21 protein-coding genes and 1 pseudogene are annotated in these 26,338 nt (G+C 72.1%); 13 read left to right on the top strand and 9 right to left on the bottom strand.

Going from position 1 to position 26,338, the window contains the following annotated elements; genetic code table 11:
• Positions 1–34: 34 nt before the first annotated feature.
• On the top strand, positions 35–1,348 hold the full coding sequence (locus tag ACP4E5_RS05060; RefSeq protein WP_425825494.1) for an amidohydrolase: 1,314 nt from the start codon (positions 35–37) through the stop codon (positions 1,346–1,348).
• Positions 1,349–1,376: 28 nt separating this feature from the next.
• Here ACP4E5_RS05060 and ACP4E5_RS05055 read toward each other — a convergent pair whose 3' ends face one another.
• On the bottom strand, positions 1,377–2,258 hold the full coding sequence (locus ACP4E5_RS05055; RefSeq protein WP_425825493.1) for an SDR family oxidoreductase: 882 nt from the start codon (positions 2,256–2,258) through the stop codon (positions 1,377–1,379).
• 105 nt (positions 2,259–2,363) lie between these two features.
• On the opposite strand from ACP4E5_RS05055, the gene ACP4E5_RS05050 reads away from it, so the two are divergent.
• Together ACP4E5_RS05050 and ACP4E5_RS05045 are read left to right on the top strand one after the other, a co-directional pair.
• Positions 2,364–2,945 (top strand): TetR/AcrR family transcriptional regulator, encoded by a 582-nt coding sequence (locus ACP4E5_RS05050; protein ID WP_425825492.1) that lies wholly within the window; start codon positions 2,364–2,366, stop codon positions 2,943–2,945.
• A gap of 675 nt (positions 2,946–3,620) precedes the next feature.
• Complete coding sequence (locus ACP4E5_RS05045; RefSeq protein WP_425825491.1) at positions 3,621–5,003, top strand: hypothetical protein; 1,383 nt, start codon at positions 3,621–3,623, stop codon at positions 5,001–5,003.
• On the opposite strand, the gene ACP4E5_RS05040 is transcribed toward ACP4E5_RS05045, so the two are convergent.
• A complete protein-coding gene (locus tag ACP4E5_RS05040; protein WP_425825490.1) occupies positions 5,000–6,625 on the bottom strand; it encodes a translation initiation factor 2 in 1,626 nt (541 codons plus the stop codon). The two genes, ACP4E5_RS05045 and ACP4E5_RS05040, sit on opposite strands and share 4 nt — an antisense overlap.
• Before the next feature lie 397 nt (positions 6,626–7,022).
• On the opposite strand from ACP4E5_RS05040, the gene ACP4E5_RS05035 reads away from it, so the two are divergent.
• Positions 7,023–7,484, top strand: coding sequence for a hypothetical protein (locus tag ACP4E5_RS05035; RefSeq protein WP_425825489.1), 462 nt, complete (start codon positions 7,023–7,025; stop codon positions 7,482–7,484).
• A 19-nt stretch (positions 7,485–7,503) separates the two neighbouring features.
• Here the strand turns inward: ACP4E5_RS05035 and ACP4E5_RS05030 are convergent, their stop codons facing one another.
• Complete coding sequence (locus ACP4E5_RS05030; protein WP_425825488.1) at positions 7,504–9,408, bottom strand: CocE/NonD family hydrolase; 1,905 nt, start codon at positions 9,406–9,408, stop codon at positions 7,504–7,506.
• Between the two features lie 193 nt (positions 9,409–9,601).
• Here ACP4E5_RS05030 and ACP4E5_RS05025 point away from each other — a divergent pair, with 193 nt between their 5' ends.
• Entirely contained in the window at positions 9,602–11,170 is a 1,569-nt protein-coding gene (locus ACP4E5_RS05025; RefSeq protein WP_425825487.1) for an AbgT family transporter, read from the top strand.
• A gap of 48 nt (positions 11,171–11,218) precedes the next feature.
• Positions 11,219–12,319 (top strand): ArsR/SmtB family transcription factor, encoded by a 1,101-nt coding sequence (locus ACP4E5_RS05020; protein WP_425825486.1) that lies wholly within the window; start codon positions 11,219–11,221, stop codon positions 12,317–12,319.
• Between the two features lie 74 nt (positions 12,320–12,393).
• On the opposite strand, the pseudogene ACP4E5_RS05015 reads toward ACP4E5_RS05020, so the two are convergent.
• Positions 12,394–15,532 (bottom strand): annotated as a pseudogene (locus ACP4E5_RS05015) (alpha-N-acetylglucosaminidase TIM-barrel domain-containing protein).
• Positions 15,529–17,451, bottom strand: a complete 1,923-nt coding sequence (locus tag ACP4E5_RS05010) for a DUF4091 domain-containing protein (RefSeq protein WP_425825485.1) — start codon at positions 17,449–17,451, stop codon at positions 15,529–15,531. The pseudogene ACP4E5_RS05015 and the gene ACP4E5_RS05010 overlap by 4 nt, the downstream one beginning before the upstream one ends.
• 264 nt (positions 17,452–17,715) lie before the next feature.
• Here ACP4E5_RS05010 and ACP4E5_RS05005 point away from each other — a divergent pair, with 264 nt between their 5' ends.
• The gene (locus tag ACP4E5_RS05005) at positions 17,716–18,546 is read left to right on the top strand and encodes an aldo/keto reductase (RefSeq protein WP_425825484.1); all 831 of its coding nucleotides are present in this window, start codon (positions 17,716–17,718) and stop codon (positions 18,544–18,546) included.
• A gap of 64 nt (positions 18,547–18,610) precedes the next feature.
• Here ACP4E5_RS05005 and ACP4E5_RS05000 read toward each other — a convergent pair whose 3' ends face one another.
• Both ACP4E5_RS05000 and ACP4E5_RS04995 read right to left on the bottom strand, forming a co-directional pair.
• A complete protein-coding gene (locus ACP4E5_RS05000) occupies positions 18,611–19,219 on the bottom strand; it encodes a histidine phosphatase family protein (RefSeq protein WP_425825483.1) in 609 nt (202 codons plus the stop codon).
• Between the two features lie 71 nt (positions 19,220–19,290).
• Positions 19,291–19,986, bottom strand: a complete 696-nt coding sequence (locus ACP4E5_RS04995; RefSeq protein WP_425825482.1) for a type 1 glutamine amidotransferase domain-containing protein — start codon at positions 19,984–19,986, stop codon at positions 19,291–19,293.
• Between the two features lie 151 nt (positions 19,987–20,137).
• Between ACP4E5_RS04995 and ACP4E5_RS04990 the strand changes: the two genes are divergently transcribed.
• Positions 20,138–20,884: an IclR family transcriptional regulator gene (locus ACP4E5_RS04990; RefSeq protein WP_425825481.1), complete on the top strand. Its 747-nt coding sequence runs from the start codon at positions 20,138–20,140 to the stop codon at positions 20,882–20,884.
• Positions 20,885–20,898: 14 nt separating this feature from the next.
• Here ACP4E5_RS04990 and ACP4E5_RS04985 read toward each other — a convergent pair whose 3' ends face one another.
• The gene (locus ACP4E5_RS04985; RefSeq protein ID WP_425825480.1) at positions 20,899–21,897 is read right to left on the bottom strand and encodes a zinc-dependent alcohol dehydrogenase family protein; all 999 of its coding nucleotides are present in this window, start codon (positions 21,895–21,897) and stop codon (positions 20,899–20,901) included.
• Between the two features lie 108 nt (positions 21,898–22,005).
• Here ACP4E5_RS04985 and ACP4E5_RS04980 point away from each other — a divergent pair, with 108 nt between their 5' ends.
• Together ACP4E5_RS04980 and ACP4E5_RS04975 are read left to right on the top strand one after the other, a co-directional pair.
• Positions 22,006–22,635: a TetR/AcrR family transcriptional regulator gene (locus ACP4E5_RS04980; protein WP_425825479.1), complete on the top strand. Its 630-nt coding sequence runs from the start codon at positions 22,006–22,008 to the stop codon at positions 22,633–22,635.
• Positions 22,636–22,780: 145 nt separating this feature from the next.
• Positions 22,781–23,539 (top strand): hypothetical protein, encoded by a 759-nt coding sequence (locus ACP4E5_RS04975; RefSeq protein ID WP_425825478.1) that lies wholly within the window; start codon positions 22,781–22,783, stop codon positions 23,537–23,539.
• Between the two features lie 8 nt (positions 23,540–23,547).
• On the opposite strand, the gene ACP4E5_RS04970 is transcribed toward ACP4E5_RS04975, so the two are convergent.
• Positions 23,548–23,919: a YybH family protein gene (locus ACP4E5_RS04970; protein WP_425825477.1), complete on the bottom strand. Its 372-nt coding sequence runs from the start codon at positions 23,917–23,919 to the stop codon at positions 23,548–23,550.
• A 171-nt stretch (positions 23,920–24,090) separates the two neighbouring features.
• On the opposite strand from ACP4E5_RS04970, the gene ACP4E5_RS04965 reads away from it, so the two are divergent.
• The 3 genes from ACP4E5_RS04965 (at position 24,091) to ACP4E5_RS04955 (ending at position 26,121) form a co-directional block, all read left to right on the top strand.
• Positions 24,091–24,966: a LysR family transcriptional regulator gene (locus tag ACP4E5_RS04965; RefSeq protein ID WP_425825476.1), complete on the top strand. Its 876-nt coding sequence runs from the start codon at positions 24,091–24,093 to the stop codon at positions 24,964–24,966.
• Between the two features lie 185 nt (positions 24,967–25,151).
• A complete protein-coding gene (locus ACP4E5_RS04960) occupies positions 25,152–25,589 on the top strand; it encodes a YdeI/OmpD-associated family protein (protein ID WP_425825475.1) in 438 nt (145 codons plus the stop codon).
• A 73-nt stretch (positions 25,590–25,662) separates the two neighbouring features.
• Positions 25,663–26,121 (top strand): hypothetical protein, encoded by a 459-nt coding sequence (locus tag ACP4E5_RS04955; RefSeq protein ID WP_425825474.1) that lies wholly within the window; start codon positions 25,663–25,665, stop codon positions 26,119–26,121.
• The last annotated feature ends 217 nt before the right edge of the window (positions 26,122–26,338 follow it).

Raw genomic sequence — 26,338 nt, 5'->3', positions numbered from 1 at the left:
CCCCATGTACTCAGCTCAGCGAAGGAGTTGCCGTATGACCGTCTCCACGCCACCCGCAAGCCCGGTCGACCCCGCCCGGCTCACGCTGCCCGCCGGCACCCCTGCCGACGAGGGCCTGCCGCGGCTGCTGCCCGCCCTCGGCGAGCTCTACCGGGACCTGCACGCCCACCCCGAACTGTCGATGCACGAGACCCGCACCGCCGCGATCATCGCGACCGTGCTGCGCGCCCAGGGCTGGGAGGTCACGGAGCACGTCGGCACCACCGGCGTCGTCGGCACGCTCACCAACGGCGAGGGCCCCACGGTCCTGCTCCGCGCCGACACCGACGGGCTGCCGCTCGCCGAGGACACGGGCCTGCCCTACGCCTCGACCGACACCGCGACGGGCCCCGACGGCCACGAGGTGCCGGTGATGCACGGCTGCGGCCACGACCACCACGTCACCGCGCTGCTCGGCGCGACCGCCCTGTACGCGGCGGACCGCACGTCCTGGAGCGGCACGCTGCTCGCCGTCTTCCAGCCCGGCGAGGAGATCGCGGCGGGCGCGCGGGCCATGGTCGACGACGGCTTCGCGGACCGCTTCCCGCGCCCGGACGTCTGCCTCGGCCAGCACGTCAGCCCGCTGCCCACCGGCACCGTGGCGCTGCGCCCCGGCACGACCATGTCGGCCGCGGACAGCTTCCGCATCCGCCTGTTCGGCGCCGGGGGACACGGCTCCCAGCCCGAGCTGACGGTCGACCCGATCGTGCTCGGCGCGCACGTGGTGACCCGCCTTCAGACGGTGGTCTCCCGGGAGATCGCCGCCCAGGACGCGGCGGTGGTGACGGTCGGCTCGTTCCGGGCCGGGCACAAGGAGAACATCATCCCGGACAGCGCCGAACTCAAGGTCAACGTCCGGACCTTCGACCCGAAGGTGCGCGAGCGCGTTCTCGCCGCGATCGAGCGGATCGTCCGCGGCGAGGCCGAGACCGCGGGCGCCCCGCGCGAGCCGGAGTTCGAGCCGCTCAACGCCTTCCCGCTCACCGTCAACGACGACGCCGCCACCGAGCGCGCCCGCGCCGCCCTCCTGTCGGTCTACGGCGAGGAGGGCGTCCAGCACATGGCGCGCCCGCTCTCCGGCAGCGAGGACTTCGGCGTCTTCGGCACGACGCTCGACTGCCCGTCGGTGTTCTGGATGTGGGGCAGCCTCGACCCCAAGCTCTACGAGGGCGAGGACCCGACGCAGCCGCGTCCGGGCATCCCCGGCAACCACTCGCCGCGCTTCGGCCCGCAGGCGGAGCCGGTCATCGAGTACGGGGTGCGCGGGCTGCGCGCGGTGGCCGCGGAGTTCAACGGCTCGCGCGCCTGACCGCGCGCCGGGCGACCGGCCCGGTGTGTCAGGGGACGATCTTCTCCAGGTCCTCAAGGAGCCCCGGGTGGGTCGGCTGCCAGCCGAGAGCGGCGCGGGTGTGCGCGCTGCTCGACGGCTGGTCGGTCGCGAAGATCGGCCCGAGCGGGCCGAAGTTCTCCTCCGGAACCGACTCCGCGGGGATCCCGAGCCGTCGCCCGATGACCGCGGTGATGTCCGCCACGGCATCGCCTTCGTCGGCGACGGCGTGCCACGCGCTTCCGGCGGGTCCCTTCTCCAGGGCGAGCCGGAACAGGACGGCGGCGTCGAGCGCGTGGACGGCCGGCCAGCGCTGCGTGCCGTCCCCCGGGTAGCCGGCGACGCCGGTCCGGCGGGCGATCTGGGTGAGCAGCCCGGCGAATCCGCCGTCGCCCTGGTTGTGGACGGTGCGCGGCAGCCGGATCGCCGAGCTGCGCACACCGCGCGAGGCGAGGCCGAGGGCGCGCTCCACCGACACACTGCGCCCGCCGACGGGCCCGTCCTTGGGCAGCGGGTCCTCCTCGGTCGAGGCCCGCCCCTCCGTGCGCGGCGTGCCCGACGCGGTGACGAGCGGCCGGTCCGTACCGACGAGGGCGTCACCGAGCGCCTCGAGCGCGGCGCCCTCCTCGGCCACCGAACGGGCAAGGGCCTCCGGCGAGCTGAAGTCGTTGCTGAAGGCGAGGTGGACGACGCCGTCCGCCTGCTCCGCCCCGCCGCGCAGCACGTCGAGATCGGTGAGACCGCCGCGGAGCACGTCCGCGCCGGCCGCCGTGGCCTTCTGGGCGGAGGCGTCGGAGCGGGCGAGGGCCGTGACCGTGTGGCCCGCGGCCAGAAGTTCGGCGACGACGGCCGAGCCGATCAGGCCCGTACCGCCGGTGATGAAGACGCGCATGGCGGACTCCAAGGTGCGAGGGGATAGGTGATGCGACATGTGTCGCATCACCGTCCACGCTACACCCACTGATGCGACATGTGTCGCATCACTTAGGATGGGCGTATGCCGAGATGGAAGCCGGATGCCCGGCAGCGCCTGGTCGTGGCGGCGCTGAACCTGTTCGCCGAGCAGGGCTACGACGACACGACGGTCGCCCAGATCGCCGAGCGCGCGGGGCTCACCCGCAGCACGTTCCACCGGCACTTCGCCGACAAGCGGGAGATCCTCACGGCGGGGCAGAAGACCCTGAGTCGCATGCTGGTCGAGGGCATCACGGAGGCCCCGGCCGATGCGACGCCGGTCGAGGCCGTCGCGGCGGGCCTGGAGCGCGCCTCGGGCGAGATGACCTCGTTCAACCGCGAGCTGAGCCCGCTGCTCCACGCGGCGATCGAGGCCAACGCGGAACTTCAGGAACGCAACGCGCTGAAGAGCATCGGCATGGCCGCCGCCATGGTCGAGGCGCTACGACGCCGCGACGTCCCGGAGCCCACGGCGCAGGTCGCCGCGGAACTCGGCGTCCTCGCCTTCAAGCTCGGCTTCGCCGAATGGGGCGCACCCGCCCGCGACGAGACCCCCGGCGAACTGGCCCCCCTCGTACTGGCCGCCCTCGACGAACTCCGGACGGCGGCGACGGAGCTTCGCTAGCGGCTCCGACCTCCCTCGTTCCGCCCGATCGGACCAGTAAAGTTCGCGGCAGCAAGCCCAGTTGAGCGGACGACGACGCTGAGAGGGAGCCCGTGAGGATCGAACTTCCGCCGGAGCCGGTGCACTTCGTCAATCGACACGACGAGCGGGAGCGGGCGCTGCGCGCGGTGGAGGGCTGGCAGGGCCGTTCGCGGCCGCTGGTCATGTCGTTGAGCGGTCCTGCCGGGCTCGGCAAGTCGGAGCTCGCGTACCTGATCGCCCGGACGGTGCGCGACCGGTACCCCGACGGCGTCCTCTCGGTGGACCTCGACGACTTCCGGCTCGACGGTGTGCTCGACCCCGGCGACGTACTCGCGCAGCTGCTGCGGTCCCTGAACGTCGAAACCGACCTGGTGGCACGCCAGTTCAAGGCGCGCTGCAAGCAGTACTGGAGCCTGACGGCGGACCTGAAGCTGGTGGTGGTCGTCGACAACGTCCGGTACGCCTCCGAGCTCGTCCCGCTGCTCCCGGCCTCCGGTGCGAGCCTCGTGATCGTCGCGAGTCACGGGCCGCTGTACGACCTGGAGGACGGCGCGGCGGTCGGCATGCCGCTTCAGGCCGCTGACGGAACAGGCGGCGGCCGAACTCCTCGACCTGATCGTCCGCGACGACCGCCTCGCCACCGACCCCGCCGCCGTGCGCGCGCTCATCGGCCTGTGCGAAGGGCTCCCGACGGCGCTGCACGTCGCGGGCCGCTGGATCCGCACCCGCCGGCTGCGGCCACTGCCCCGGCTGATCGACGAACTGCGAGGGGAGTGGGGCGAGAAGGGCGTGCCCGGCGTCGAGAGGGTCTGGGACACGGCGTACGACGCCCTGTCCGACGTGGCGGCACGTCTGTACCGGCTGCTGCCCCACCACCCCGCCGCCACCTTCACGCCGGACTCGGCCACGGCCCTGCTCGGCCTCGGTCCTGACGCCTGCGAGGAGGCGCTCGAGGAGCTGGACCGGGCGGGAGTCCTGGACCTGCGCGCCGCTGACGGACGCATGCGGCTCCCCGGCCCCCTGTGTGCGCACGCCCTGCGCAGGTCGCGCCGCGACGCGGCGATGGGTGAGGCGGGCGAGGCCCGGGTCCGGGTGCTGCGCTGGTACGTGCGCCAGGCCCAGCGCACCGACCTGCTCGCGGCAGGACCCCGCCTGGTGGTGACGGACCGGGTCGCACCTCTGCCCGGCGCTCCCGACACACCCCTGCCGGACACCGCCACGCAGGCGGCTCAGTGGCTCTTCGCCGAACGACACACGCTGTTCGCCTGCGTACGCCTCGCCCACGCCCTCGGCATGGACGCCGAAACGGTGGCCCTGTCCGAACCCTTGTGGACGTACGCGCTTGACCACCCGGGTCAGGCCGAGGTCGTCGACGCGCTGAAGCTGGCGCGTGACGCGGCGGTCCGGGACGGCGGGAGCGCCGCATGGCTGGTGCGTACGCGATGCCAACTCGTCCGCCAGCTCTGGGAAATGGGCGACCATGCGGCGGCCGCAGGCGAACTCGACGCCGCGGCGTCGGCCGCACACCTGCTCGGCGACACCGAACCAGAGCGCAAACTCGCCGCCTCAGTCGTGGAGTTCCGAGGCATGCTCAAGAGCGCACAGGGCAACTGGGCGGAAGCGGCACAGGACTTCGAGGCGTGCCGCGACGCACACCGCGCGATCCCCAACGCGTACGGCGTCATGCTCCAGACCTACCGCATGGGCGAGGCGCGGGCGCGACTCGGTGACACCGAGACCGCGCATCGCCTGCTCGCCGAGGCACACGTCGCCGCTCAGGAGCAGCACCGCGAACGGATGGCGCGACGCACGGGCTTCGCCCTGGCCGACGTGCTCGCCCGGCTCGGCCGCCGGTCCGAGGCGCGACGCCTGTACGAGGAGTCCCTGGAGAGCGCGCAGGATCGCCGGTCCGGGTTCGACGAGGCCCGCGTCCGTGACGCCCTGGCGGACCTGGCGGCGACGGACGGCCGGCCCGCGGACGCGGAGGAGCACCGACGGGCGGCGCACGACATCCGCCGGCGCAACGGCCTGTCCTAGACCTCCTGTTGGGCCTCGCCGTCCGTCGCGGGACGCAGGCGCACGGGGAACGCGCGCTCGCCGACCACGCACGTCAGTGAGACCTCGGTGTCGGATGTGGCCGTGGGGCCGGTCCTGGTCAGCCACGCGTGAGCGGCCGACACGGCGGCGGCCGGGTCCACGCGCGCGAGGCGACCGTTCTCGGCCACGGGCCCGGTCTCGAGGACGTACGACCGGTCGTGCCCGCGCACGTGCAGCAGGCAGCGCCCCGTGGCCAGGACGGTGGCGGCCGTCCGGCACCCCGGAGAATCGGAGAGTACCTGCCGTGCCCACCCGTCGAAGGTCCAGTTCAGGCCCGCCGTGCCGGGGGAACGGGGAAGTTGCCGCCGGTACAACAGGCCTGCGGAGCGCGCGAGTTGCTCGCTCGCCGCGCCGTGTTCCACGGCGAGGTGATGCCCCGGCGTCCCCGTACCTGCGGGGTGCCGGGCGATGACGACGCCGCCACCCTCCCGGAACTCGACATGCACGTCGAAGGCGGAGGGGGTGCGGCGCGGCGCGGCGGGGAGCGGCAGTGGTGTCGCGGCGGGGGCCGGGAGGGTCGGGGGAGCGAGGTCGAGCAGGGCGTAGAACTCGTCGCGCAGCCGCCGCAGGGCGTCGTGCCGGTGGGTGAACGCGGCGTCGGCGGCATCGGACGCGCGGCCCGGCCGATACGCCCGCAGGACCTTCGGCAGATCCTCGGCCGCCCCCAACTCCGGTACACCACCCAGGAGTACGTCCATGGGGCTGCCGGGGAGCAGTTCGTCGCCGCCCCGGCAGCCGGCGACGACGGGCCTGTCGCCGACGGCGGCGTAGTACAAGGCCGCCGAACCGTGATCGGTGACCAGGGCGTCGGCCGCGACAAGGGTGGACGCCCACTCGTCGCGGGGGCGCGGCAGCAGCATCCCGGCGGCGAGCGCGGGTTCGAGCCGCTGCCGCAGCTCGAACGCGCCGAGCCGGCTCCACTCATTGGGATGCACGACGAGCGCCAACTGATACTCGTCATACGGGAGTTGGGTGGCGAGTCGCGCCGGTAGACCGGGCCGGCGCCGGATCAGCGATTCGGGCCCCCAGGTCGACGCGAGCGCGACGAGTGTGCGCGGCCCCGTGCCCAGCGCGTCCCGGTAGCGGTCGCGATGTGCCCGGGAGGCGAGGACGCGTTCCAGCGTGGGATCACCGACGACCTTCGCGCGACGGGCCGCCTGCGGGGCCACCGTCGTCAGGCGGGCGAGTTGATCCGGGTGGGCGAGGGCGTGCAGGGCGATCGGTGCGGAGCCCTCGGAACGGCTCAGGTACACGGGGTCGAGGCCGGACGCGGAGTCGGCCGACCCCTCGTACCGAAGGGTCTTGTTGAACCCGGCGCCGTGCGGCAGCAGGACGTGCGGCCCCCGCAGCTGCCCCAGGTCACCCTTCGGGCTCGCGGCGACGACCAGGTCGTACGTCCGTGACCTCGCCTCGTCCCACGGCACGGTGCGGGCGCCGGTCTCCTCGATGGCAGACAACGCGTCGGCACCGAAGTCCGAACCGGGAACGAGGGTGAAGCAGCGGGTGACGCGCTCGTCACCGGCGAACGCGGGAAGCACATCGAGGAGCCGGTAGAGCGCCACGGCCGACCTCGCGGCGAGCAGAACGCTCCGCTGCCTGTCGCCTGTCGCCTGTCGCCCGTCGCCCGTCGCCCGTCGCCCGTCGCCCGTCGCCCGTCGCCCGTCGCCCGTCGCCCGTCGCCCGTCGCCCGTCGCCCGTCGCCCGTCGCCCGTCGCCCGTCGCCCGTCGCCCGTCGCCCGTCGCCCGTCGCCCGTCGCCCGTCGCCCGTCGCCCGTCGCCCGTCGCCCGTCGCCCGTCGCCCGTAAATTGTCGATTCTAGTGGGGGCGGGGTGTCCGCGATGCCGTTTTCGCAGATGGGGGCTGGTTCTTGTGCGTCGTCCGGCGACATGATCCGATCCTACCGTCGGGTGTTCGACGGGAACCGCGCGAGGCGCGGGAGCGTGGAGGGTGTGCCGGGGGATGAGCGACTGGGGAGTGGCATTGATCGCCGCGGGTTCGGCGATCGCGGGCAGCGTCGTCACGGGCTGGTACGGCCGTTCCGCCGGCATCCGCCAGGCCGATGCGTCCCGGCACGCCGGTGACCGCCAGGCGGACGCGCTGCTCACATCGGTCCGGATGACCCTCGGCGCCGACGAGCGGCGCTCCGCCCGTGAGGCGCGGCGCGCCACATACGCGGAGTTCCTGGCGGCCGCCGAGACCGGCATCGTCGCCGAGCGCACGGGCCTCGGAACCCCCGAGGACGCACCGCGCCTGCACCGGGCATTGAGCGCGGTGACCCTGGAGGGACCGCCCACGGTCGCCGAGGCGGCGCGCCAGGTCGTCGACTCGCTGCGCCGCCATGTCCGGCAGGACGAGCTGCGGGAGAAGAAGGAGGCGTTCATCGAGGTCGCGAGGGAGGACCTGAACCGGGCGGACACCTGAGCCGTAGACCCGCCGGCGGTCAGCCCAGCGCCTCGGCGCCGCCCTCCACCCACACCCGCAGCGCCGACGGCCGCACGGCATCCATATGCACCCGGTTGACGGCGATCACGCTGCGCCGCGCGGCAGCCTCCGGTTCACCGGTGTTGGTGTTGACGTCGAAGCGCGGGAAGTTGCTGGAGGAGACGTCGAGCCGGATGCGATGGCCCGCCGCGAAGCGGTTCGCCGTGTCGGGTGCCGTCACCTCGATCTCGTACACCTCACCGGGAACCAGTGGCTCGGGCCGCTCGAAGGAGCGATGGAAGCGGCAGCGGAAGATTCCGTCGGTGAGGTTCATGGCGAAGCCGTGCGGATGGTCGGGGGTGGGCGGGTACTGGTCGATGAGCTTGACGGTGAAGTCGGTGTCGGGCGTGGACGACGACACGTGCAGCCGCACGGAGACGGGCCCCGCCACCACCACGTCCCCCTCCAGCGGTGGTGTGAGGACGCTGATGACATCGGGGCGGGCGTCGAGCGGGAGGTAGGGCTCGCGCGCGCCGAACGTCCGGGCGTCCGGCGCGTTCTGGTCGTACGCGCCGCCCGACATGACCGGTTCCCCCGATGTCACCTGTCCGCCCATGGTCGGCACCGGGTTCCGCGGGTCGAAGTCGTACGCCACCGACACCTCGGCCGCGGTCGGCGCGGTGGGGGAGAGGGCGCCGTCGGCGTGCAGGTACAGGGACACCGGGCGGGTCCCGGACGGCGGCCAGGCCGTGTCCGTGCGCCACTCGCCGCCGTGGCGCAGCCGCCCCGCCGCGTCCCGCCGGCCGTCCCCGCCGCCCATCAGGAAGTACTGGACGAAGGGGAAGTCGTCGCCCTCCGACCGGCACATCGCCTGGTCGAACCACCGTCTGCGGAACGCGAGATACGACTCGTCCAGATTCCCCGACAGCGTCGCCGCCGCTCCGAAGTCGACGTCTCCGGAGAACGTCTCGCAGCGGTGGCCGTGCGTCCACGGACCCATCACCAGGTACGCGGGGGCCTTCTTGCGCGCCCGCAGCTGCGTGAAGTTCTCGATGGTGGACCGGACATAAGGGTCGTACCAGCTGCCCATGTGCAGGCTCGGGACGTCGGGGAAACGGTCGTAGGAACCGCGGCCGTAGAGCGCCGGATCGCGGTAGTAGTCACCGAAGGAATCCTGGCGCCACTGCTCCAGCAGGAACGCCTCGTACGTCGGGAGATGCCGCAGCGGTGACGACCCCGGGCGCCACGGCAGCGCGGTGAACCAGCCCTCCACGTCCAGCCGGCGCATCTCCTCCGCCAGGACCGGGTCGGCCGCCGCCTCCGGGCTGTTGGCCCCGTGCCGCAGCGCCCACGTGGCCTGCTTCAGTTCGAAGGCGCCGCCCATCCGCATGCCCGCCTCGTACGCCGAGGCGAAGCCGCCGGAGTCCTGGAACATCGCCGCGAGGCCCGCCGGGGCCTCGGCCGCCGCGGCGGACTGGACGTGCGCGGAGTAGGACACCCCGGTCATCACCACCCGGCCGTCGCACCACGGCTGCGCCCGTATCCACTCCACGGTGTCGGCGCCGTCCGGGCCTTCCCCCAGGTACTTCACGAACGTCCCCTCCGACTCCCCGCGCCCGCGGCAGTCCTGCCGTACGACGTGGTAGCCGGCGTCCGTGAAGTGCCGGGCGATGTCCTCGGGCCGTGGCACCGGAGCGTCGTGCCGGTCCTGGTCCGAGCCGCGCTGCTCACGTTTGCCGTACGGGGTCCGCTCCAACAGCACCGGCAATGGCGCGGGTTCGGGGTCGGAGCCGGCGGTGTAGAGGTCCGCGGCGAGGCGGACACCGTCGCGCATGGGGACGGTCAGGGGCCTGCGCCACAGCGCGCCGTCGGTGTGCAGCGGGCGGGGGGCGTGGGGGGCTTTGAGGGTGTCTTGCGAGGTCACGGCCGCAACCGTAGATCGCGGCCGGCGCCCGGTGGATCACTTGCCGCAATCACGTCAACTGTTCCGTCAGGCCGTGACGCCGTGCGCATCCCCTTCGTACTGTGTGCCCGCCGACCTGCCGTTCTCAGCGATCAGCGCAGGCGCGACCCTGTACGCCCGCCCGGCGTGGCCCCCTTCGATCCCAGGAGAATCCATGAGCGCGACCGCCCGCCGTGAGGTGCGACCCGAACGCCCGCCCACCGGGGGCGGGAGCTCGCGGCTGCTCGACTTCATCGAGCGGGCGGGCAACGCGCTCCCGCACCCGTTCTGGCTCTTCTGGATCATGGCGGGCGTCGTCGCGGTCGTCAGCTGGGTGCTCGCGGCGGCCGGGGCGCAGGTCGCCGACCCGTCGAAGGACGGCACCATCGCGGTGCGCAGCGCGATATCGGCCGACGCCGTCCGCGACCTCGTCAACGGCGCGGTGGACAACTTCGTCACCTTCGGCCCGCTCGGCACGGTGCTCGTGGTGATGCTGGGCGTCGCCGTCGCCGAACGCGCCGGACTGTTCGAGGTGTTGGCGCGACGGATGCTGGCCAATGTCTCGCCGCGCTGGGTCACGCTCGGCGTCGCCCTGTGCGGTGTGCTGTGCAAGTTCCTGTCCGACTCCGCGTACGTCGTGCTGATCCCGCTCGGTGCCATGGCGTTCCGCGCGGTCGGCCGCTCGCCCATGCTCGGCATGATCGTGGCCTTCGTGTCGATCAACGCAGCGGGCGACGCCAACCCGCTGATCACCTCCAGCGACGTGCTCTACGCCTCCGTCGCCACCGAGGCCGCACACCTGGTGGACGCCGACTTCGTCGTCCGGGCCACCGACAACGTGTACTTCTCCACGACATCGGCGTTCATCCTGGCCTGCACCGTGGCCTTCGTCACCGAGAAGGTGCTCACCAAGCGCGAACATCTGCTCGTGCCGGACGCGGACCTGGAGGAGAAGGCCCGGCAGACCGTCATCACCGCCGGGATCGACGACGCCACCGAGGTCCGCGCCCTCAGGCGCACCGGCCTGGCCGCCCTCGGCTACGCCGTCCTCCTCATCGCCGCGATGTTCCCGGTGGACTCCCCGCTGCGCGGCAAGGGCGGCTCCATCGTCGAGTCGACCCTGCTCAACAGCGTGTCCGTCTTCGTCGCCGTGTTCTTCATCCTCATCGGCTACGTGTTCGGCCGGGCGACCGGCCGCATCGAGAGCAGTCGCGACGTGCCCGCCCTCATGGCCGAGGGGGTCCGTGGCATCGCCCCGCTGCTCGTCCTCTTTCTCGCCGTCTCGCAGTTCCTCGCGCTGTTCCAGTGGACGAACATCGCCACCGTGCTCGCCGTCAAGGGTGCCGACTTCATCGAGCACCTGGGCGTGCCCACCCTCGTCCTCTTCCTCCTGCTGCTCATCGCGATCTCGCTGATCAACCTGCTGATCACCAGCGGTTCCGCCCTCTGGTCGCTGGTCGCCCCCGCCCTCATCCCGATGATGATGCTGCTCGGCACCAGCCCCGCCACCACCATGGCGCTCTACCGGATCGCCGACTCGTGCACCAACTCCATCAGCCCGATGGGCACCACCTTCGCCCTCGCCGTCGGCTATCTGCAGACGCTGCGCCGCAAGGCGGGCATCGGCACGCTGGTCTCCTTCACCCTGCCCGTCGCGATGGCGATGCTCGTCGTCTGGGTCGTCCTCTTCTTCGCCTGGTATCTGCTCGGCATCCCGCTCGGACCGGGCGCGTCCGTCCGATGAGAGCGAGGCGGCTGCCGCGGCGCGAAGGCGTCTCCCTAATCTGATGCGGTGAGCATCATCATCGACGTCGGAGGGCTCGGCCCCGCGGACATCGCGGCCGGGCCCTCCGCGCTGTCCGAACTCATGGCGAGCCTGCACATCCTCGCCGAACCCGAGCACCACCCCGAGGCCGCCGAGTGGACCGCCCGCGCCGCCGCGGTGAACCCGGTACTGCGTGACGAACTCGCGGTCTTCGCACCGCTGTGGGCCCGCTTCCGCTGCCGCCTCTTCTACCCCCGTACGCTCCCCGTCGCGTCGGGTCTCCCGGAGGAGCTGGCGGCCATCGAGGACCTTCCCCGCACGGAGTTCCTCGGGCTCGTCGCCCCCGGCGTGCTCGGCGCCACCTCCCGACCCGCGCCCGCCGCCCACGAACTGCGTCCCGGCACGGAGGCCGCCGAGGAGTACGTACGCCAGTGCCGGCGCCGCTCGCACTCCAGAGGAGACCTGGCCGCCGAACTGGTCACGGACCCGACAGCGTTCCGCGCACGGCTCCTCGCGGTCCTGCGCGCCGCCGACGCCGCGTTCTTCGCGGACGACTGGCACACCCTGGGTCCCGCGCTCGACGACCACGCCCGCGAGGCCCGGCGCCGGCTCGCCGGTCCCCGCCCGCCCGTCGACGTACTGACCGAACTGCTCCCCACCGCGTCGCGCGTCGGGCCTGGGGCCAGGATCCGGCTCGACAAGCTGCAGATCGACGAGGTGGTCGTCGGCCGGCGCCCGCTCGTCCTCGTCCCCTCGGTCCGGGTCTGGCCGCACCTCGTCGTCAAGGACGAGGACCCGTCGTGCGTCGTCGTCCAGTACGCGGTCCGCGCCGCGGCGCCCTCCGGGCCCGGCCACCTCTCCCTGCGCGCCCTGCACGACCGGCTCACGGCGCTCGCCTCACCCGGTCGCATGGAACTGTGCCGACACCTCCTCGGCGAACCGATCACCACGTCCGAACTGGCCACCCGCCTGGGCTCCACCGAGCCCCAGGTCTCCCGCACCCTGCGCCAACTCCGCGAGGCGGGCCTGGTCCGCTCGACCCGCGACGGCAAACTCGTCCGCCACCGCCTGGCGACGGACGTCGTACGGGCGTTGGGGGACGATGTCTTGGCGACGGTGATGCGCTGAGGTCCGGCGCCCGGAGGCCCACCTTCAAGGTCCGCATCCGCCCCCGCATCCGTATCCGCTTCGCAAGGCGCGACCTAGACCCGGAACTCGTCGAACTGCGCGATCCCTCGCACCCCACTCCCGCCATTCGCCGCACTCATGAACGCCCCCACATCCTGCCCGCCGGCCGCGGCCCCCGCAGGGGTCGCCGTGCCGACCGTCGTCCAGGTGGTGCCGTCCGTGCTGAACTCGCCCTTGTACGTGGCTCCTTGGCGGGTCAGGCGGAGCCGCACCGGGGCCGTCACCGAGCCGCCCGCCGTGGTGACGGAGTCGAGGCGGCCGTCGCCGTCGGCGTCCCAGGACAGTGCGCACCCGTTGGACGGGGTGATCGCGAGGTCGACGTATCCGGAACTGCCCTTCGTGGTCAGGTCGTTGCGTACGATCAGGCCCGCGCGTGCCCAGCCGCCCGTGCGGTCCTGGGCGGTGACCCGGACCGTGGCCGAGGAGCCGTCAGTGAGGGCGCCCGGGCGGTAGATCGCGCCGAACTCGTCGGTGCCGCCCCACAGATCGGCGCCGCCGCCCTCGATGGCGAGCGCGTCGCCGGACTGTCCGAACACCGCGTCGTTGAACGACACCGTCCGGTACGGGTCCTCGACCCCGGTGCCGGCCAGGAGCCGGACCGCGTCGACCGCCGCGCCGCGCGCGGTGCCCATCCGGTAGGCGGCGTCGGCGCGCACGCGAAGCACGAGACCGGCCGCCGGGCCCGTCAGGGACACCGTGAAGCGTCCCGTGAACGACTTGCCGGGAGCCACCTCGGGCGCGGCGACCGGGCCGTCCGCGTGGGCGGTCAGCCCGTCGGGCAGGTCGAGCGAGAGGGCGACGCCGCGCGCCGCCGCGAGTCCGTTGCGGTTGGTGAAGGTGACCTCGACGGTGACCGGCTCGTCCGCGGACACGGAGGCGTGCGCGGCGGAGGCGGTCAGTGTGGCCTGGTGCGCGGCGCCCGCGAGGGTGTCGTGGATGCGGCGTGCGAGGCGCTCGATCGAACCCGACGGGCGCGCCGGATACGTCTCGTGGCCGCGCGCCCACTTGTCGTCCATCGCGAACCAGTCGATCCCGGCGGGCTCCCGCTCCTCGGTGAGCGCGGTCCACAGCTCGGCGAAGTACCTGCGCCAGCGGGGCAGATAGAGGCCGGAGACGAGGCCCGACCACTCGCGGTTGGCGTAGTCGCGCAGCCCTTCGTCGCTGCTGGTCCGGGCGCCCCAGGTCGTGAGGATCGACCGGGCGTCGTACTCGAGCCGGTCCTGTTCCGCGCGATCGGCTCCCCAGGCGCGGGCGTCGGCGAGCCAGCGGCCCAGCAGGTGCTGCTCCGAGGTGGCCAGCGCGTCGTCGAGGAGCTTCATCCAGTCGAGCCACGTCCGCGTCAGCTGCCCGAACAGTCCCGTGTCGCGCACCTCGTACGCCGCCCTGATCTGCGGGAGCAGCACCCGGCTGCGGTTGGCGAGGACCTGGCGGGCGACATCGAGCAGGTCGTACCGGTAGGCGGAACTGTCCCGCAACGACCCGTCCACGGCCAGGAGTTCGGTCAGGGCGCGGTCGAAGTCGGCGGTGTCGTAGCGCTCGGCCTGCGGGCTCCACGCCGCGGCAGACCGCACATCCAGCGCCGGGCGGGCCCCGAACAGGCCGTCGGGCGCCTCGCTCCAGGAGTCCGTGCGACGCATCCCGTACGCCGTGCCGCGCAACACCCGCCAGGCCGCGGCCGCGTGCCGGTCCGCGCCGCCGTAGCGGGCCACCGCCCACCGCTCGAACCAGTCGTCCAGATCGACGCTGCCCGCCGTCCACGCGAGGTCCCCGAGCAGCGCGAGCGCCGCGGGGTTGTTGTCGGCCCCCTCCGGCATCGCGGCGATCCCGGAGAGCTTGCTGCCGTCCTTGTCGCGCCAGCGCGGGTAACTCTCCACCCAGTCCGGGGTGTTGGCGCCGAGCGCGGTGTGCCCGCCGAAGTTCCAGATGCTGCCGTACGTGTACGGGGTGTCGGCCCAGTCGCTCTCCCGGTCGGTCACCGTGGCGTACCGGTCCGAGAGGCCGTCGACGATCAGCATCCGGTCGCGGTCGACGGCGTCGAGGATCTCGCGGCGCGGGTTGCTCTGCCAGCCGAGGATCGCCCACACGGCCTCGGGGTGGGCCGCGCGCAGGGCGGTCTCGACGGCGCGCGCGGCCTCGCCGACCGGCACGTCGCCGGGCCGGCCGCCCTCGTGCAGCAGGTCCATCTTGTACATGGAGGTGCCGCCGGAGGCGTGTGTCGAGCCGGGCGTAGAACTCGGCGCCCACCTCGGCGAAGGCCCCGGTGCGCGGGTCGAGCCAGTCGGGGCGCTGGAACCCGCTCCAGGTGCCCTGCGGGACGACCTTCGCGCCGTCGACCCGCTTCGGGAAGCCGTCGGGCACGGTGCCGAACCAGCCCGGGAGCACCGGCGTCATGCTCAACTCCCGTACCCGGTCGGCGATTTTGCGCCCGAGGTCGGCGCGCCGCTCCAGCAGGCGCCGGCTGACCGGGCCGCCGAACCCGGACATGTTCTGCAACAGCCACCACGGCTGGTGCGCCGGCGCGGGGATCCACGCCAGTAACTCGGCCTCGGAGTACCCGAACCGCCGGAACGTGTCGAAGTAGGCGGCCTCCACACCGGTCGTCACGAGGACCTCGTTGAAGCCGTGCAGCGCGAGGACGTCCAGCTCGCGCTGCCAGGCGTCCCAGTCGCGGTAGGGGCCGGTGTAGCCGTCGTTGGTGTCGTTCAGGGCGAACCGATGGGAGACGTTCGCCGAAGCCGTCAACGCCTCGTCCGGTGCGGGCAGTTGGTGTGGAAGGTCCAACTGCTCGCCGTTCCAGGTGACGGAGGCGTGCGCGACATCGCGCAGATAGCGGTGCACGCCGGCGAGGAGCACGGCCGGGGTCGACCCCTCGACGACGATGTGCCCGCGCGTGCCGGAGACCCGGAACCGGTCGCCCGCACCCCCGTCGCTCGACGGCCGGAAGGTGACCTGGCCGTGGTGGCGGGGCAACAGCCGCCGCAGCGCCGCCTCGGCGGGCCCGACGTCGAAGCCTTCGCCCCCGCCGGTGGCGGCGGAGGCGGCCGCGCCCGGCGCGGGCAGGGCGGCGGCACCCAGCACGAGCGCCGTGCCCGACAACAGCCGTCTGCGGCTCAGGCGGGGCCGGTTCGGGTGATGCGGAGAGGGTCGGGTCACGAGGTCAACTCCCGTATGACGGCCGCTCTGGCCTGTTCGATGTCGGTGACGTCCTTGTCGCGGCCGTCGAGGTTGCGGGTGGCGAGGTCGAGAGCGGCCTTCAGCGCGGCGCTGTCGCCGCCGTTCCCGGATTCCGCGAGCCTGTCCCGCAGTTGCGCGACCAGTTCGAAGTCCTCGATGCCCTCCTTGAGTTGTTCCCACCGGATGCTCGACATCGGCCCGTCGTTCCCCGGATACACGAGATATTCATCGCCCTGAGTGAAGATGTGCACCGGCTGCTTGAACGGGTCGGAGGTCCAGCTGTTCCACGACCAGCGCAGCAGTCCGTCGAGCCGCCGCTGGGCCGAGATCCACGGCAGCATCCGGGCCTCGACCGCGGGGGAGTAGGAGAACGTGTTGGGGTGGTCCGGCAGCCCGTACACGTAGTACGTGCTGATCTTGCCCTCCTTGCGGCGCTGCGCGATCTTCTCCGGCGTCAGCTTGTCGATCCCGCCCCAGTCGACGGAGAGGTTCGAGGCGATCGACTCCGTGTTGATGGACCCGGCGACCGAGATGCGCCGGTCGAAGGCGGGCGCCACTTCGTGCACGAAGTCCCGTACGACGTTCATCGTCTCGACGGGCCGCTCGTCGAAGGACAGCCAGGTGTGGTCGAGGCGTCCGGTGTCCTTCAGGTGGCTCTCGAACGCGCGCAGGAAGGCGCCCCACGCCGCCCTCCACCGTTCGCCGCCCAACTCGACGTTCTCGTACACCTTCTTGCCGGTGCGCGAGTCGACGTACGTCAGGTGCTCCTGGTCCTGGAAGGCCAGCATGGAGAACGCGCCGATGTCCGGTCCGAGCCCGGCGCGTTCGGCCGCGGCGACGTACTTGTCCCAGCGGTCGAAGTCGAAGCGGAACCGGTCGCCGTCCCAACTCCAGCCGACCATGCTGGAGTACGGGGTCGCCGTCTGCGACCGGTGATCGCCCAGGGACCACGGGTGGTGCCACGGGTCGTCGACGATGGTCGTGTTGATGACCTTCTGCCCGCGACTCGCCAGGTCCCGGTTGTACGTGTCGATGAGCTTCCAGTGCTTGGCCGACCACGGCGCGACGTGGTGCGCCTTCGCGATGGCGTCCGGCTGCGCCCAGACGTCCAGGAAGAACCGGTAGTGGGCCGGATCGGGCAGGCTGACGTCCGCGACCTCGATGCTCAGCGGATACGTCGTCTGTGTCCTCCCGTTGGCGGTGACGGCGACGGTTCCCTTGTACGTACCGGCAGGAGTGCCCTTGGGAATGCGGAAGGTGAACCACAACGGCTGCGCGGCGTACGCGGGAACGTCGACGGCCGACCGCTCCTCCAGTGGATCGCCGACGACGTCGGGACTGCGGTCGCCCGACACCTCGGTCGGCGAACTCACCTGGTCGATGGTCGCGGACCAGTCCAGTTCGGACTTGGACCGCTGCACGGGCACGTACTTCACGAACCGCACCTGGGCGCGCCGGGCCGCGTCACCGCCGAGTTTCGCGCCCTCGGGCCCCGTCAGTTCACCGACCTTGGCGGACACCCCGCTGAGCGGTGTGCCGGAAGCGATGGCGAGCTGCGCGGAGACCTGCTCGCCCCGCACCGCCGACAGCTTCAGCTCCTTGGTGTCCTTGCCCTCGATCGCCTTCATCGGATACCGCGGCACCCGCACCTCCGCGGAGTTCGCGAACGACCCGGTGGGCACCCAGGTGATCGTGTCCTTGGTCCCCATGGCGTCGGCGACCTTCGCGGTGAGCCAGGTGGTGGTGGGCTTGTGCTGCGGATCGGGGCCGGTGTCCGGCCCGCCGCTCGTGGCGAGCACGGTCGTGCTGGCGGCGACGAGCAGCCCGACGACGAACCCGGCGAGGAGGGAGGCGGGTTGGGCCCCGCGCCTTCCCGATCTTCGGGGTGAAATGCGCACGTTTCATGTCCTTTGTTCGAATGGAACCCGGACTGAGCGCTGGCAATATGCAAGAGCGTGCTTGATTCGCCATATGTTTGAGCACGAAACGACAATGTGTCAACGGGAAAGCACTCGACTGGCGTCCCCCGCCCGCACCCCGCCCCACTGCCCGGACGCGCGTCGTGCGGACGTACGTTGTAAGCGACGGGCGTGCGCCTCCAGGCACGGACGCGCGTCGTGCACGACACCGGACTTGAGTCACCACGTAAGGACACACGAGTCATGAGCACCACTCCCGAGGTCACCCTCAACAACGGCGTGACCATGCCGCAGCTCGGCTTCGGCGTCTTCCAGGTCCCCGACGACGAGGCGCACGCCGCGGTCACGAGCGCCCTGGAGGCCGGCTACCGCAGCATCGACACGGCGGCCCTGTACAAGAACGAGAAGGGCACCGGGCGCGCCATCGCCGACTCCGGGCTGGCTCGCGAGGACGTCTTCGTCACGACCAAGCTGTGGAACACCGAGCAGGGGCGGGACGCGGCGTTGCGCGCGTTCGACGCCTCGCTGGCCCGGCTCGACATGGACTACGTCGACCTGTACCTGATCCACTGGCCGGCCCCGGGACTCGACATGTACGTCGAGACGTGGCAGGTGTTCGAGGAGATCCTCGCCAGTGGCCGGGCCCGCGCCATCGGTGTGTCGAACTTCCTGCCCGAGCACCTGGACCGGCTCGCCGCCGAGACCTCCGTCGTCCCGGCGCTCAACCAGATCGAGCTGCACCCGCGCCTCCAGCAGAGCGAGCTGCGCGCCTACGACGCGGAGCACGGCATCGCGACGGAGGCCTGGTCCCCGCTGGGCCGCGGCAACGGCGTCCTGGACGACGAGATCGTCACCGCGCTCGCCCGCAAGCACGAGCGGAGCCCCGCGCAGATCGTGCTGCGCTGGCACCTCCAGCTCGGCAACGTCGTCATCCCGAAGTCGGTCACCCCGTCCCGCATCCGCGAGAACATCGCCGTCTTCGACTTCGAGCTGGCCGACGACGACATGGCCGCGCTCGCCGGTCTGGAGACGGGCGAGCGCGTGGGTCCCGACCCGGCCGTGTTCGGGAGCTGATTCGGGAGCTGATTCGGGAGCTGAGGGGACCGGGGGAGACCGAGGGGCCGCGCCCGGCGGCGGGTCACGCGCCGAGCGGGCGGCCCTCCCACAGTTCGAGCTCCCAGCCCTGCTCCGGCGAGCCGGTGAGGGTGACGATGCCCGTGTTGGGCAGCGGGTGCGCGGCGACGAACCCGACGTCCACGTTGCCCGCCCGCGCGGCCGTCCACGTCCGGATCACGGCGCCGTGGCTGACCATGGCCACGGTGTCCGCGCCCGTACCGGCCGCCTCGGCGACCACGGCGTCGAAGCGGGCGAGCGTCTCCTCACCGGTCTCCCCGCCGGGCATCCGCAGCGCGGTGTCGCCGGATGACCAGGCGAAGGCCGTGTTGAGGTACTTCTGGGCGGACTCGTCGTCGCCGCGCATCTCCAGGTCCCCGGCCGCGATCTCCCGGATCCCGTCCCGGATCACGACGTCGAGGCCGGTCGCCCGGGACAGCGGCTCGGCGGTGAGCTGCGTACGGATGAGCGTGGAGGCGTACAGGGCGTCGATCCGCTCATCGGCCAGCGTCCGCGGGAGCGCCGCCGCCTGCTCCAGGCCGAGCGGCGTCAGGCCGGGGCCCGGCACCGCGGAGTCCAGGAGCCGCTTGAGGTTGGACGGGGTCTGACCGTGACGTATGAGCAGCAGACGCATGCGGGGGGAACCTCCACGAGACGAACGGGAACGAGTACGTCCACTGTGACATCCGCGGGGGAAACCGGTGGTCAGGCCAGCTTCTCCAGCAGCTTGGCCGCGAGCGGCGCGGAGGAGGCCGGGTTCTGCCCGGTGACCAGATTGCGGTCGACGATCACGTGCGGCGCCCACGGCTCGCCGACCTGGACGTTCACCCCGGCCTCCGTGAGCCGGTCCTGGAGCAGCCAGCGCGCCTTGTCGGCGAAGCCGGCCTGGGCCTCCTCGACGTTGGTGAACGCGGCGACGTCGTATCCGGCGAACGCGTTGCCGCCGTCCGCCTTCGTCGCGGCCAGCATCGCCGCGGGCGCGTGGCAGACCACGCCGAGCGGCTTGCCGGACTCCAGGGTGCGGATGAGCAGAGCGCCGGACTCGGCGTTCACGGAGAGGTCCTCCATCGGGCCGTGGCCGCCGGGGTAGAAGACGGCGGCGTAGTCGTCCAGGTTCACCTCCTCCAGCTTGATGGGGGAGCGCAACTCGGTGTTCGAGGACACGGCGGCGGCCATGGCGGCGGCGTTCTCCTCGCCGTCGTTGAACTCGGGCGCGAGGCTGCCCGCGTCGACGGTGGGCACGACGCCGCCCGGCGTCGCCACGACGATCTCGTGGCCCGCCGCCTTGAACGCGTCGTACGGGGCGATGGCCTCCTCGGCCCAGAAGCCGGTGGGGTGCAGGGTGCCGTCGGCCAGGGTCCAGTGGTCGGCGCCGGTCATCACGAAAAGGATCTTCGACATGGGGTGCTCATCTCCGCGGGATACGTCGGTCCGGTGAGGTCTCCGGTGATGTCTTCTGGCGTGTCTCTGGTGTGTCTCTGGTGATGTCTTGCCGTCTACGAAGGTAGGCCCGCGGGCCGCGCCCGACCAACGGTGGGCTACCGTGCCCCGCGTGGCAGAGCGGATCCAGTCGGTGGAGCGGGCGGCGCTCGTCCTGCGGCTGCTCGCGTCCGGGCCCCGGCCGTTCGGGGTGACCGAGCTGGCCCGCGCGATGGGCCTGCCCGCGCAGGCCCTGCACGGCATCCTCGGCACGCTGGTCGCGGCGGGCCTGGTGGCACAGGATCCGGCCACCGGCAAGTACCGGATCGGCGCGTCGCTGCTCCACCTGAGCAACGGCGACCTCGACACGAACGAGTTGCGCGCCCGCTCCTTGCACAGCGCCGACACCCTCGCCGCGCGCAGCGGCGAATCGGTCTGGATCGCCACCCCGCACGACGGCGCGGCTCGCGTCATCCACCACGTCTTCCGCCCCGACGACAGCGCCCAGGTCCTGCGCATCGGCGCGCACCTGCCGCTGCACGCCTCGGCCGTGGGCAAGACGCTGCTCGCCTTCGACCACGACCTGGACGTACCCGAGAAGCTCCCGGCTCTCACCGAACGCAGCCTCACCGAACATGCCGCGCTGGCCGCCGAGTTGTACGAGATACGCCGCCGGGGCTGGGCCGCCGCCATCGACGAACACGCGGAGGGCACAGCCGCGATCGGCGCCCCGCTCCGCGATGCCTCGGGCCGAACGGTCGGCGCCATCAGCATCGCGGGTCCCACCGACCGCCTGACCGAGGCCGGCCATGCCCGCGCGGACCTCGCGGCCCAGGTCACGGACGCGGCCGGGGAGATCGCCGGAGCGCTCGCGCGCTGAGCCGCCGAAAGCCCCTACGGCACGAGCACGATCCGGCCGAACGCCTCACCGGAGTCCATCAACTGGTGCGCCCGCACGGCCTCGTCCAGCGGAAGCACCGCGTGCACCACCGGATCCAGCGCGATCTCGCCCGCGAACAGCCCTGTGCGTACGGCGCGTTGAGCTGCTTCGGGCACCGTGTCGGCGCTGAACGTGGCGAACGACATCGACTTCTGGAACGCCGCGGTCATGTGCCCGGCGAGGTCAGCGGGTGGCGGCCCCGCGACCATGCCGATCGCGACCAGGCGACCGTTCGGGTTGAGGAGGTCGAGGAAGGTGGGCATGTCCGGTCCGGCGATGATGTCGATGATGACGTCGTAACCCTCGGGGGCGTCCGGGTCCGCGTCGGCGTCCGTTTTGGTGTTCGCTGCGGTTTCGGTGGAGGCGCCTGTGCGGTCCAGTACGTGGGTCGCGCCCAGCTTGCGCAGGCGTTCGCCGCGCTCGGCCGACGACGTGGTCACCGCCACCGCGCTCGCCCCGCCGCGCGCCGCGAGCTGCACCGTCGGGATGCCGAGGCTGCCGGCCGCGCCGCGCACGAGTACGGACTCGCCGGGGGCGAAGTGGGCATGGCGCAGGGCGAAGTGCGCGACCACGCCGGAGGTGCCGAGCGTCACCGCGTCGGCGGCGGACAGGTCGGCGGGGAGGGGGAGGACCGCGTCGACGGGGGCGACGGCCTGCTCGACGTAGCCACCGCCCGTGCCGGTGAACGCCCAGACGCGCCGGCCCACCCACGAGGCGTCGACGCCGGCGCCGACCGCGGTCACGGTGCCCGCGACCTCGCTGCCGGGCACGTGGCCCTCCCGGAAGAAGCCGTACGCGGCGAGGGCGCCGCTGCGGATCAGGGCGTCGACCCCGCCGACGCCGATCGCCTCGGTGGTGATCAGTACCTGTCCGGCGGCGGGGACCGGGGTTGGGAGGTCGACGACCGCCATGCCCTCGGGGCGTCCGAATTCCTGGATCGCGATGGCCTTCAAGGTGACTCCTCAGATGTCTCGGGGCGCTTCGTGGCGTCTTGGTGTGTGTGGCGGTGGGGCTTTCGGACGTTAACGGACGCCCCCGTCCGTTTGGGTAAAGTGAGAGAGGTGACCGAACGTTTGCCTCAGACACTGCGTTCCGACGCGCTCGACAACCGCGGGCGCATCCTCGACGCGGCCCGCGCCGTGTTCGCCTCCGAGGGCCTGAACGTGCCGATGCGGGAGATAGCCCGCCGCGCCGGCGTCGGCCCCGCCACCCTCTACCGCCGCTTCCCGACCAAGCAGGAGCTGGTCACGGAGGCCTTCGTGGAGGAGATGCGGGAGTGCCGCCGGCTGGTGGACGAGGGGCTCGCCGACCCGGACCCGTGGCACGGGTTCTGTCACGTGATCGAGCAGACCTGCGAGATGCACGCCGGCGACCGCGGCTTCACCGAGGCCTTCATGTCGGCCTTTCCCGAGTCCATGGACTTCGCCGAGAACCGCGCGTACACGCTGAAGGCCATCGCCGAGATCGCCCGCCGCGCCAAGGACACCGGCCGCCTGCGCCCCGACTTCGTCCTGGACGACCTGATCCTGATGCTCATGGCCAACCGAGGCATCCAGGCCGAGTCGACGCCCGCCCGCGTCGCGGCCTCCCGCCGCTTCGCAGCCTTCGTGATCCAGGCCTTCTCGGCCTCTCCGGACAACCACGGCGAGCTGCCGCCGGTGGCGCGACTGTCACCGCTGCTGTCGGTGTGAGCGGAAGTTGTCGGCTTCGTAGTACAACCTTCAAGCGATCTTGGTGGTCGTGTGTGCGAGTACCCCGTGCCGCGTCCGGCCGCGGGGGCTCGGTACCGAAAGAGGCCCCATGCGTTCCGCCGCTGTACGTCGTTCAGTCCTGGTCGTGTCCGCCGCCACCTGCACCCTCCTGGTGACTGCTTGCGGCGGCCAGGAAGGCGGTGAGAAGACGGACGCGAAGGCGAGTGCCTCGCCGGCGGTGGTGAAGGCGCTCACGGCCGCCCAGTTGGAGAAGCGCGTGCTCACGCAGGGGGACGTGAAGGGGCAGAAGATCACCGAACCGGGCAAGAAGGATGTCTTCGCGCCCGGCAGCGTTTCCGTCGGCAAGGCCGCGTGCGCCCCCGTGGGCCAGGTCCTCTCGTCGCTGCCCTCGGCCGAACCCGCGGCGAGCGTGCGGCGGCTCGCCGTGCACGAGTCCGCGAAGGCCAAGAAGGGGATGCCCTCGGTGGACGAGCTCGCGGACATGACCGAGAGGGAGGCCAAGGAGGCGACGATCGACTCGCTCGACGTCACCAGGACCACGGCCGCCCTCTGGTCGTACGACGGGGACGGTGCCGAGCGCGCCCTCGACGCCCTGCGGGCGGCAGGCAAGAAGTGCGCCGCGGGCTTCTCCATGACGGCGGACGGCGAGAAGCAGCAGATCACGCGGGTAGAGAGCGAGAAGCTCGCGGTCGGCGACGACGCCGTCGCCTGGACCGTGGGCACGAAGCAGGACGGCACGCCGGCCGACACCAAGGTCGCCGTCGTACGGGTCGGCGGCACGCTCGCCGGGTTCTCGTCGTTCAACATCGCGGCGGTCACCCGCGGCGAGTCCTACGAGCAGCCGACCGACGTCATCGAGAAGCAGACGGCCAAGCTGGGCTGAGCGTCCGGTCAGCGCGACGGCGGCGCGAACTCGGGCTGGTCGAGGAGGCGCAGCCAACTGCCGTCCGGCTGGCGGCGGACGACCTGGGCGCGGGCGCCGCTGCCGTCCTTCGGCGGCGTCGACGTGAGGGCGATGTCGCCGCTGACCAGCGTCGGCAGCGGCTGCTCCGGCTCGAAGTGGGGGCGGTTCGCCAGCACCTTCTCCCACAGGACGCGGATCGCCTCCCGCCCGACCGTCTCCTGGCCGGGCGGGTAGGCCAGTACCGCGTCCGGCTCGTAGAGCGCGGCGACACCGGCCGCGTCGCCCGCGTTGGAGCGCTCGACGAACAGGCGGGTGATGTCCTCGGGGCGCATGGCCTTCTCGTACTCGGGCTCCTGCATGAGTTCCTCCTGGATCGCTGTGGCTGTGGCTGTCGCTGTCGCTGTCGCTGTTGGTGTTGGTGTTGCTTCCCGGCCGCCTCCTGCCGTGTCTCCAGCGTTGCTCCACGTCGGGCAGAAGTCCAACAGATGGTTACGCTGGAAACCAGAACCAGTGCTCATGGGGAGGGCGTCATGGACCTGAGGCAGCTCGAATACTTCGTCGCGGTCGCCGAGGAGCAGAACTTCACGCGCGCCGCCGAGCGGGTGCACATCAGCCAGTCCGGCGTCAGCGCGCAGATCCGGCAGCTGGAGCGTGAGCTCGGGGCGGAGCTGTTCGACCGCTCGGCCCGCACCGTCACGCTCACCGTCGCGGGCAAGGCCGCGCTCGACCACGCCCGCGCCGCCCTCGCCGCCGCCGGGACGATCGGCCGGGCGGTGGCCGAGGTGTCCGAACTGATCAGAGGTCGGCTCACCGTCGGCATGGTCATCGGCTGCACCATCACCCCGTTGTTCGACGCCCTCGCCGCGTTCCACGAGGCGCACCCGGGCGTCGAGCTCTCGCTCCTGGAGGACGGCTCCGACCGGCTCGTCGAGGGGGTGCGCGCGGGCGACATCGACCTGGCGCTCATCGGCGCCGCGCACACCACCCCCGACGGGCTCGACTCCCTGACCATCGTCGACGAACGGCTCGTCGTTGCGGTCCTGGCCGGGCACCCGCTGGCCGAACAACGACGCGTAGAGCTACGGGACCTGATGCCCCATCCGATCGTCTGCATGCCGCCCGGCACCGGCCTGCGCACGGTCTTCGACCGCGCCTGCGCCGCGCAGGGACTGCACCCGACGATCGCGCTCCAGGCCAGTGCCGCGGACTCCATCGCCGCCCTCGCCGACCGCGGCCTCGGCGTCGCCGTCCTGAGCGAGTCGATGGCCGCGGCCCACCGCGACCGACTCACCGCCCGCACCATCGACGACGTCGACTCACCGGCGCTGCTCGCCCTGGTCTGGAAGCGAGCGCACAACCTGGCCCTGCGCGAGCTGCTCGTCCACGCTCGACGGGCGTTCGCGTGACCGTGCCCGCGGCCGCCTCCTCGCAAAAGGGTTTGCGGTCAGGGGAGTTGGCCGCAAGATGATCGATTCGAATCACTGAGCGAAGCCAAGCAGTCACTGCCTGGTGGTCAAGATCCCTTACGCTCCGGGTGGGACGGTCCTTGCGGGAACGTGAGGGCGCGAGAGTGCGAGAACGGGAGCAGCAGATGAAGTTCCGGACGTACGTCGAACCCCCGGAGCCGATGCACGGCCTGGAGGTCCCTCCGGAGCTCGTGGACGAGCTCGGCGGCGGCAAGCGGCCCCCGGTGGTCATCACGGTCAACGGGCACACGTGGCGCAGCAGGGTCGCCCTCATGCGTGGCCGCTGTCTGCTCGGCCTGAGCAAGGCCAACCGGGAGGCCGCGGGCGTCGAGACGGGTGAGGAGGTCGAGGTCGACCTGCGACTCGACACCGAGCCCCGCACCGTTGCCGAGCCCGAGGACTTCGCCCGCGCCCTCGACGCGGACCCGGCCGCCCGCGCCGCCTACGACCGCCTCTCCCACAGTCGCAAGCGGCAGCACGTCCTCGCCGTCGAGGCCGCGAAGAAACCGGAGACGCGCGCACGACGCATCAAGAACGTGCTGGATGCGCTGCGGACGGGATAGCGGCGCCGTGTAAGTGGCAGCGGTGCGGTGCAAGTAGGTGCATGGGGCAGGCGATTCGGCCTAGGCTGGTGGCATGGGGGAGACCAAGGCTGTTTCTCAACGCCGGGCGCTGGGGCGGCGCTTGACCGGGCTCGGCGTCCTGGTTCTGTTCGTCACGGTGCTGGTGTACGCGATCCATGTACAGGGCGCCGGGTCCTGGGCGCCCTGGGGTGCGGAGTCCGGAGGGGGAGCGGGGTCGCATCCGACGGCCTCCGTGAACCCCACGGCCGAACCGACCCAGGGGGCGAGCGAGTACCCGGCTCCCACGGTGGCGCCGACGAATGGGCAGCAGCCCGCACCGCCGACCTACGAGGCCCCCGCGGAGCCGGCCGCGGGTTCCAACAGTGCTGCCGAGATCATCAAGGCGGTCGCCTATCTGATCGGTGCGGTGGGCGGCGTGGCGTCGACGCTCCTGGGGCAGATCATGCTCATGCGGGGGCGGCGGCAGGAGGCGGCGGCCCAACCGGCCACGTCTGTGCGCACCCCGCACTGAGGGGCATCAGGGTCTTGCCCTGGTCGGCACCTCCGTACTGCCGGGCGTATTCGTCATCGTCCGGTATTCGAGCACGGCTTGACGAAACCCCCCTGGGGACGGCTCAATTGATCCATGACTGCCCAGCGCTTGGTCTCGCGTGACCACATCGACTTCGGTCGGGTGTGGTCCGCGGCGTGTTGCGCCTGAATCGGCAGCGGGCCCTCTGACCGGCCCT

The sequence above is a fragment of the Streptomyces fractus genome (assembly GCF_049844455.1).
Lineage (GTDB): Bacteria > Actinomycetota > Actinomycetes > Streptomycetales > Streptomycetaceae > Streptomyces > Streptomyces fractus.
Note: the sequence above shows the minus strand (reverse complement) of the source record. Positions and strands in the feature narration are given on the sequence as shown.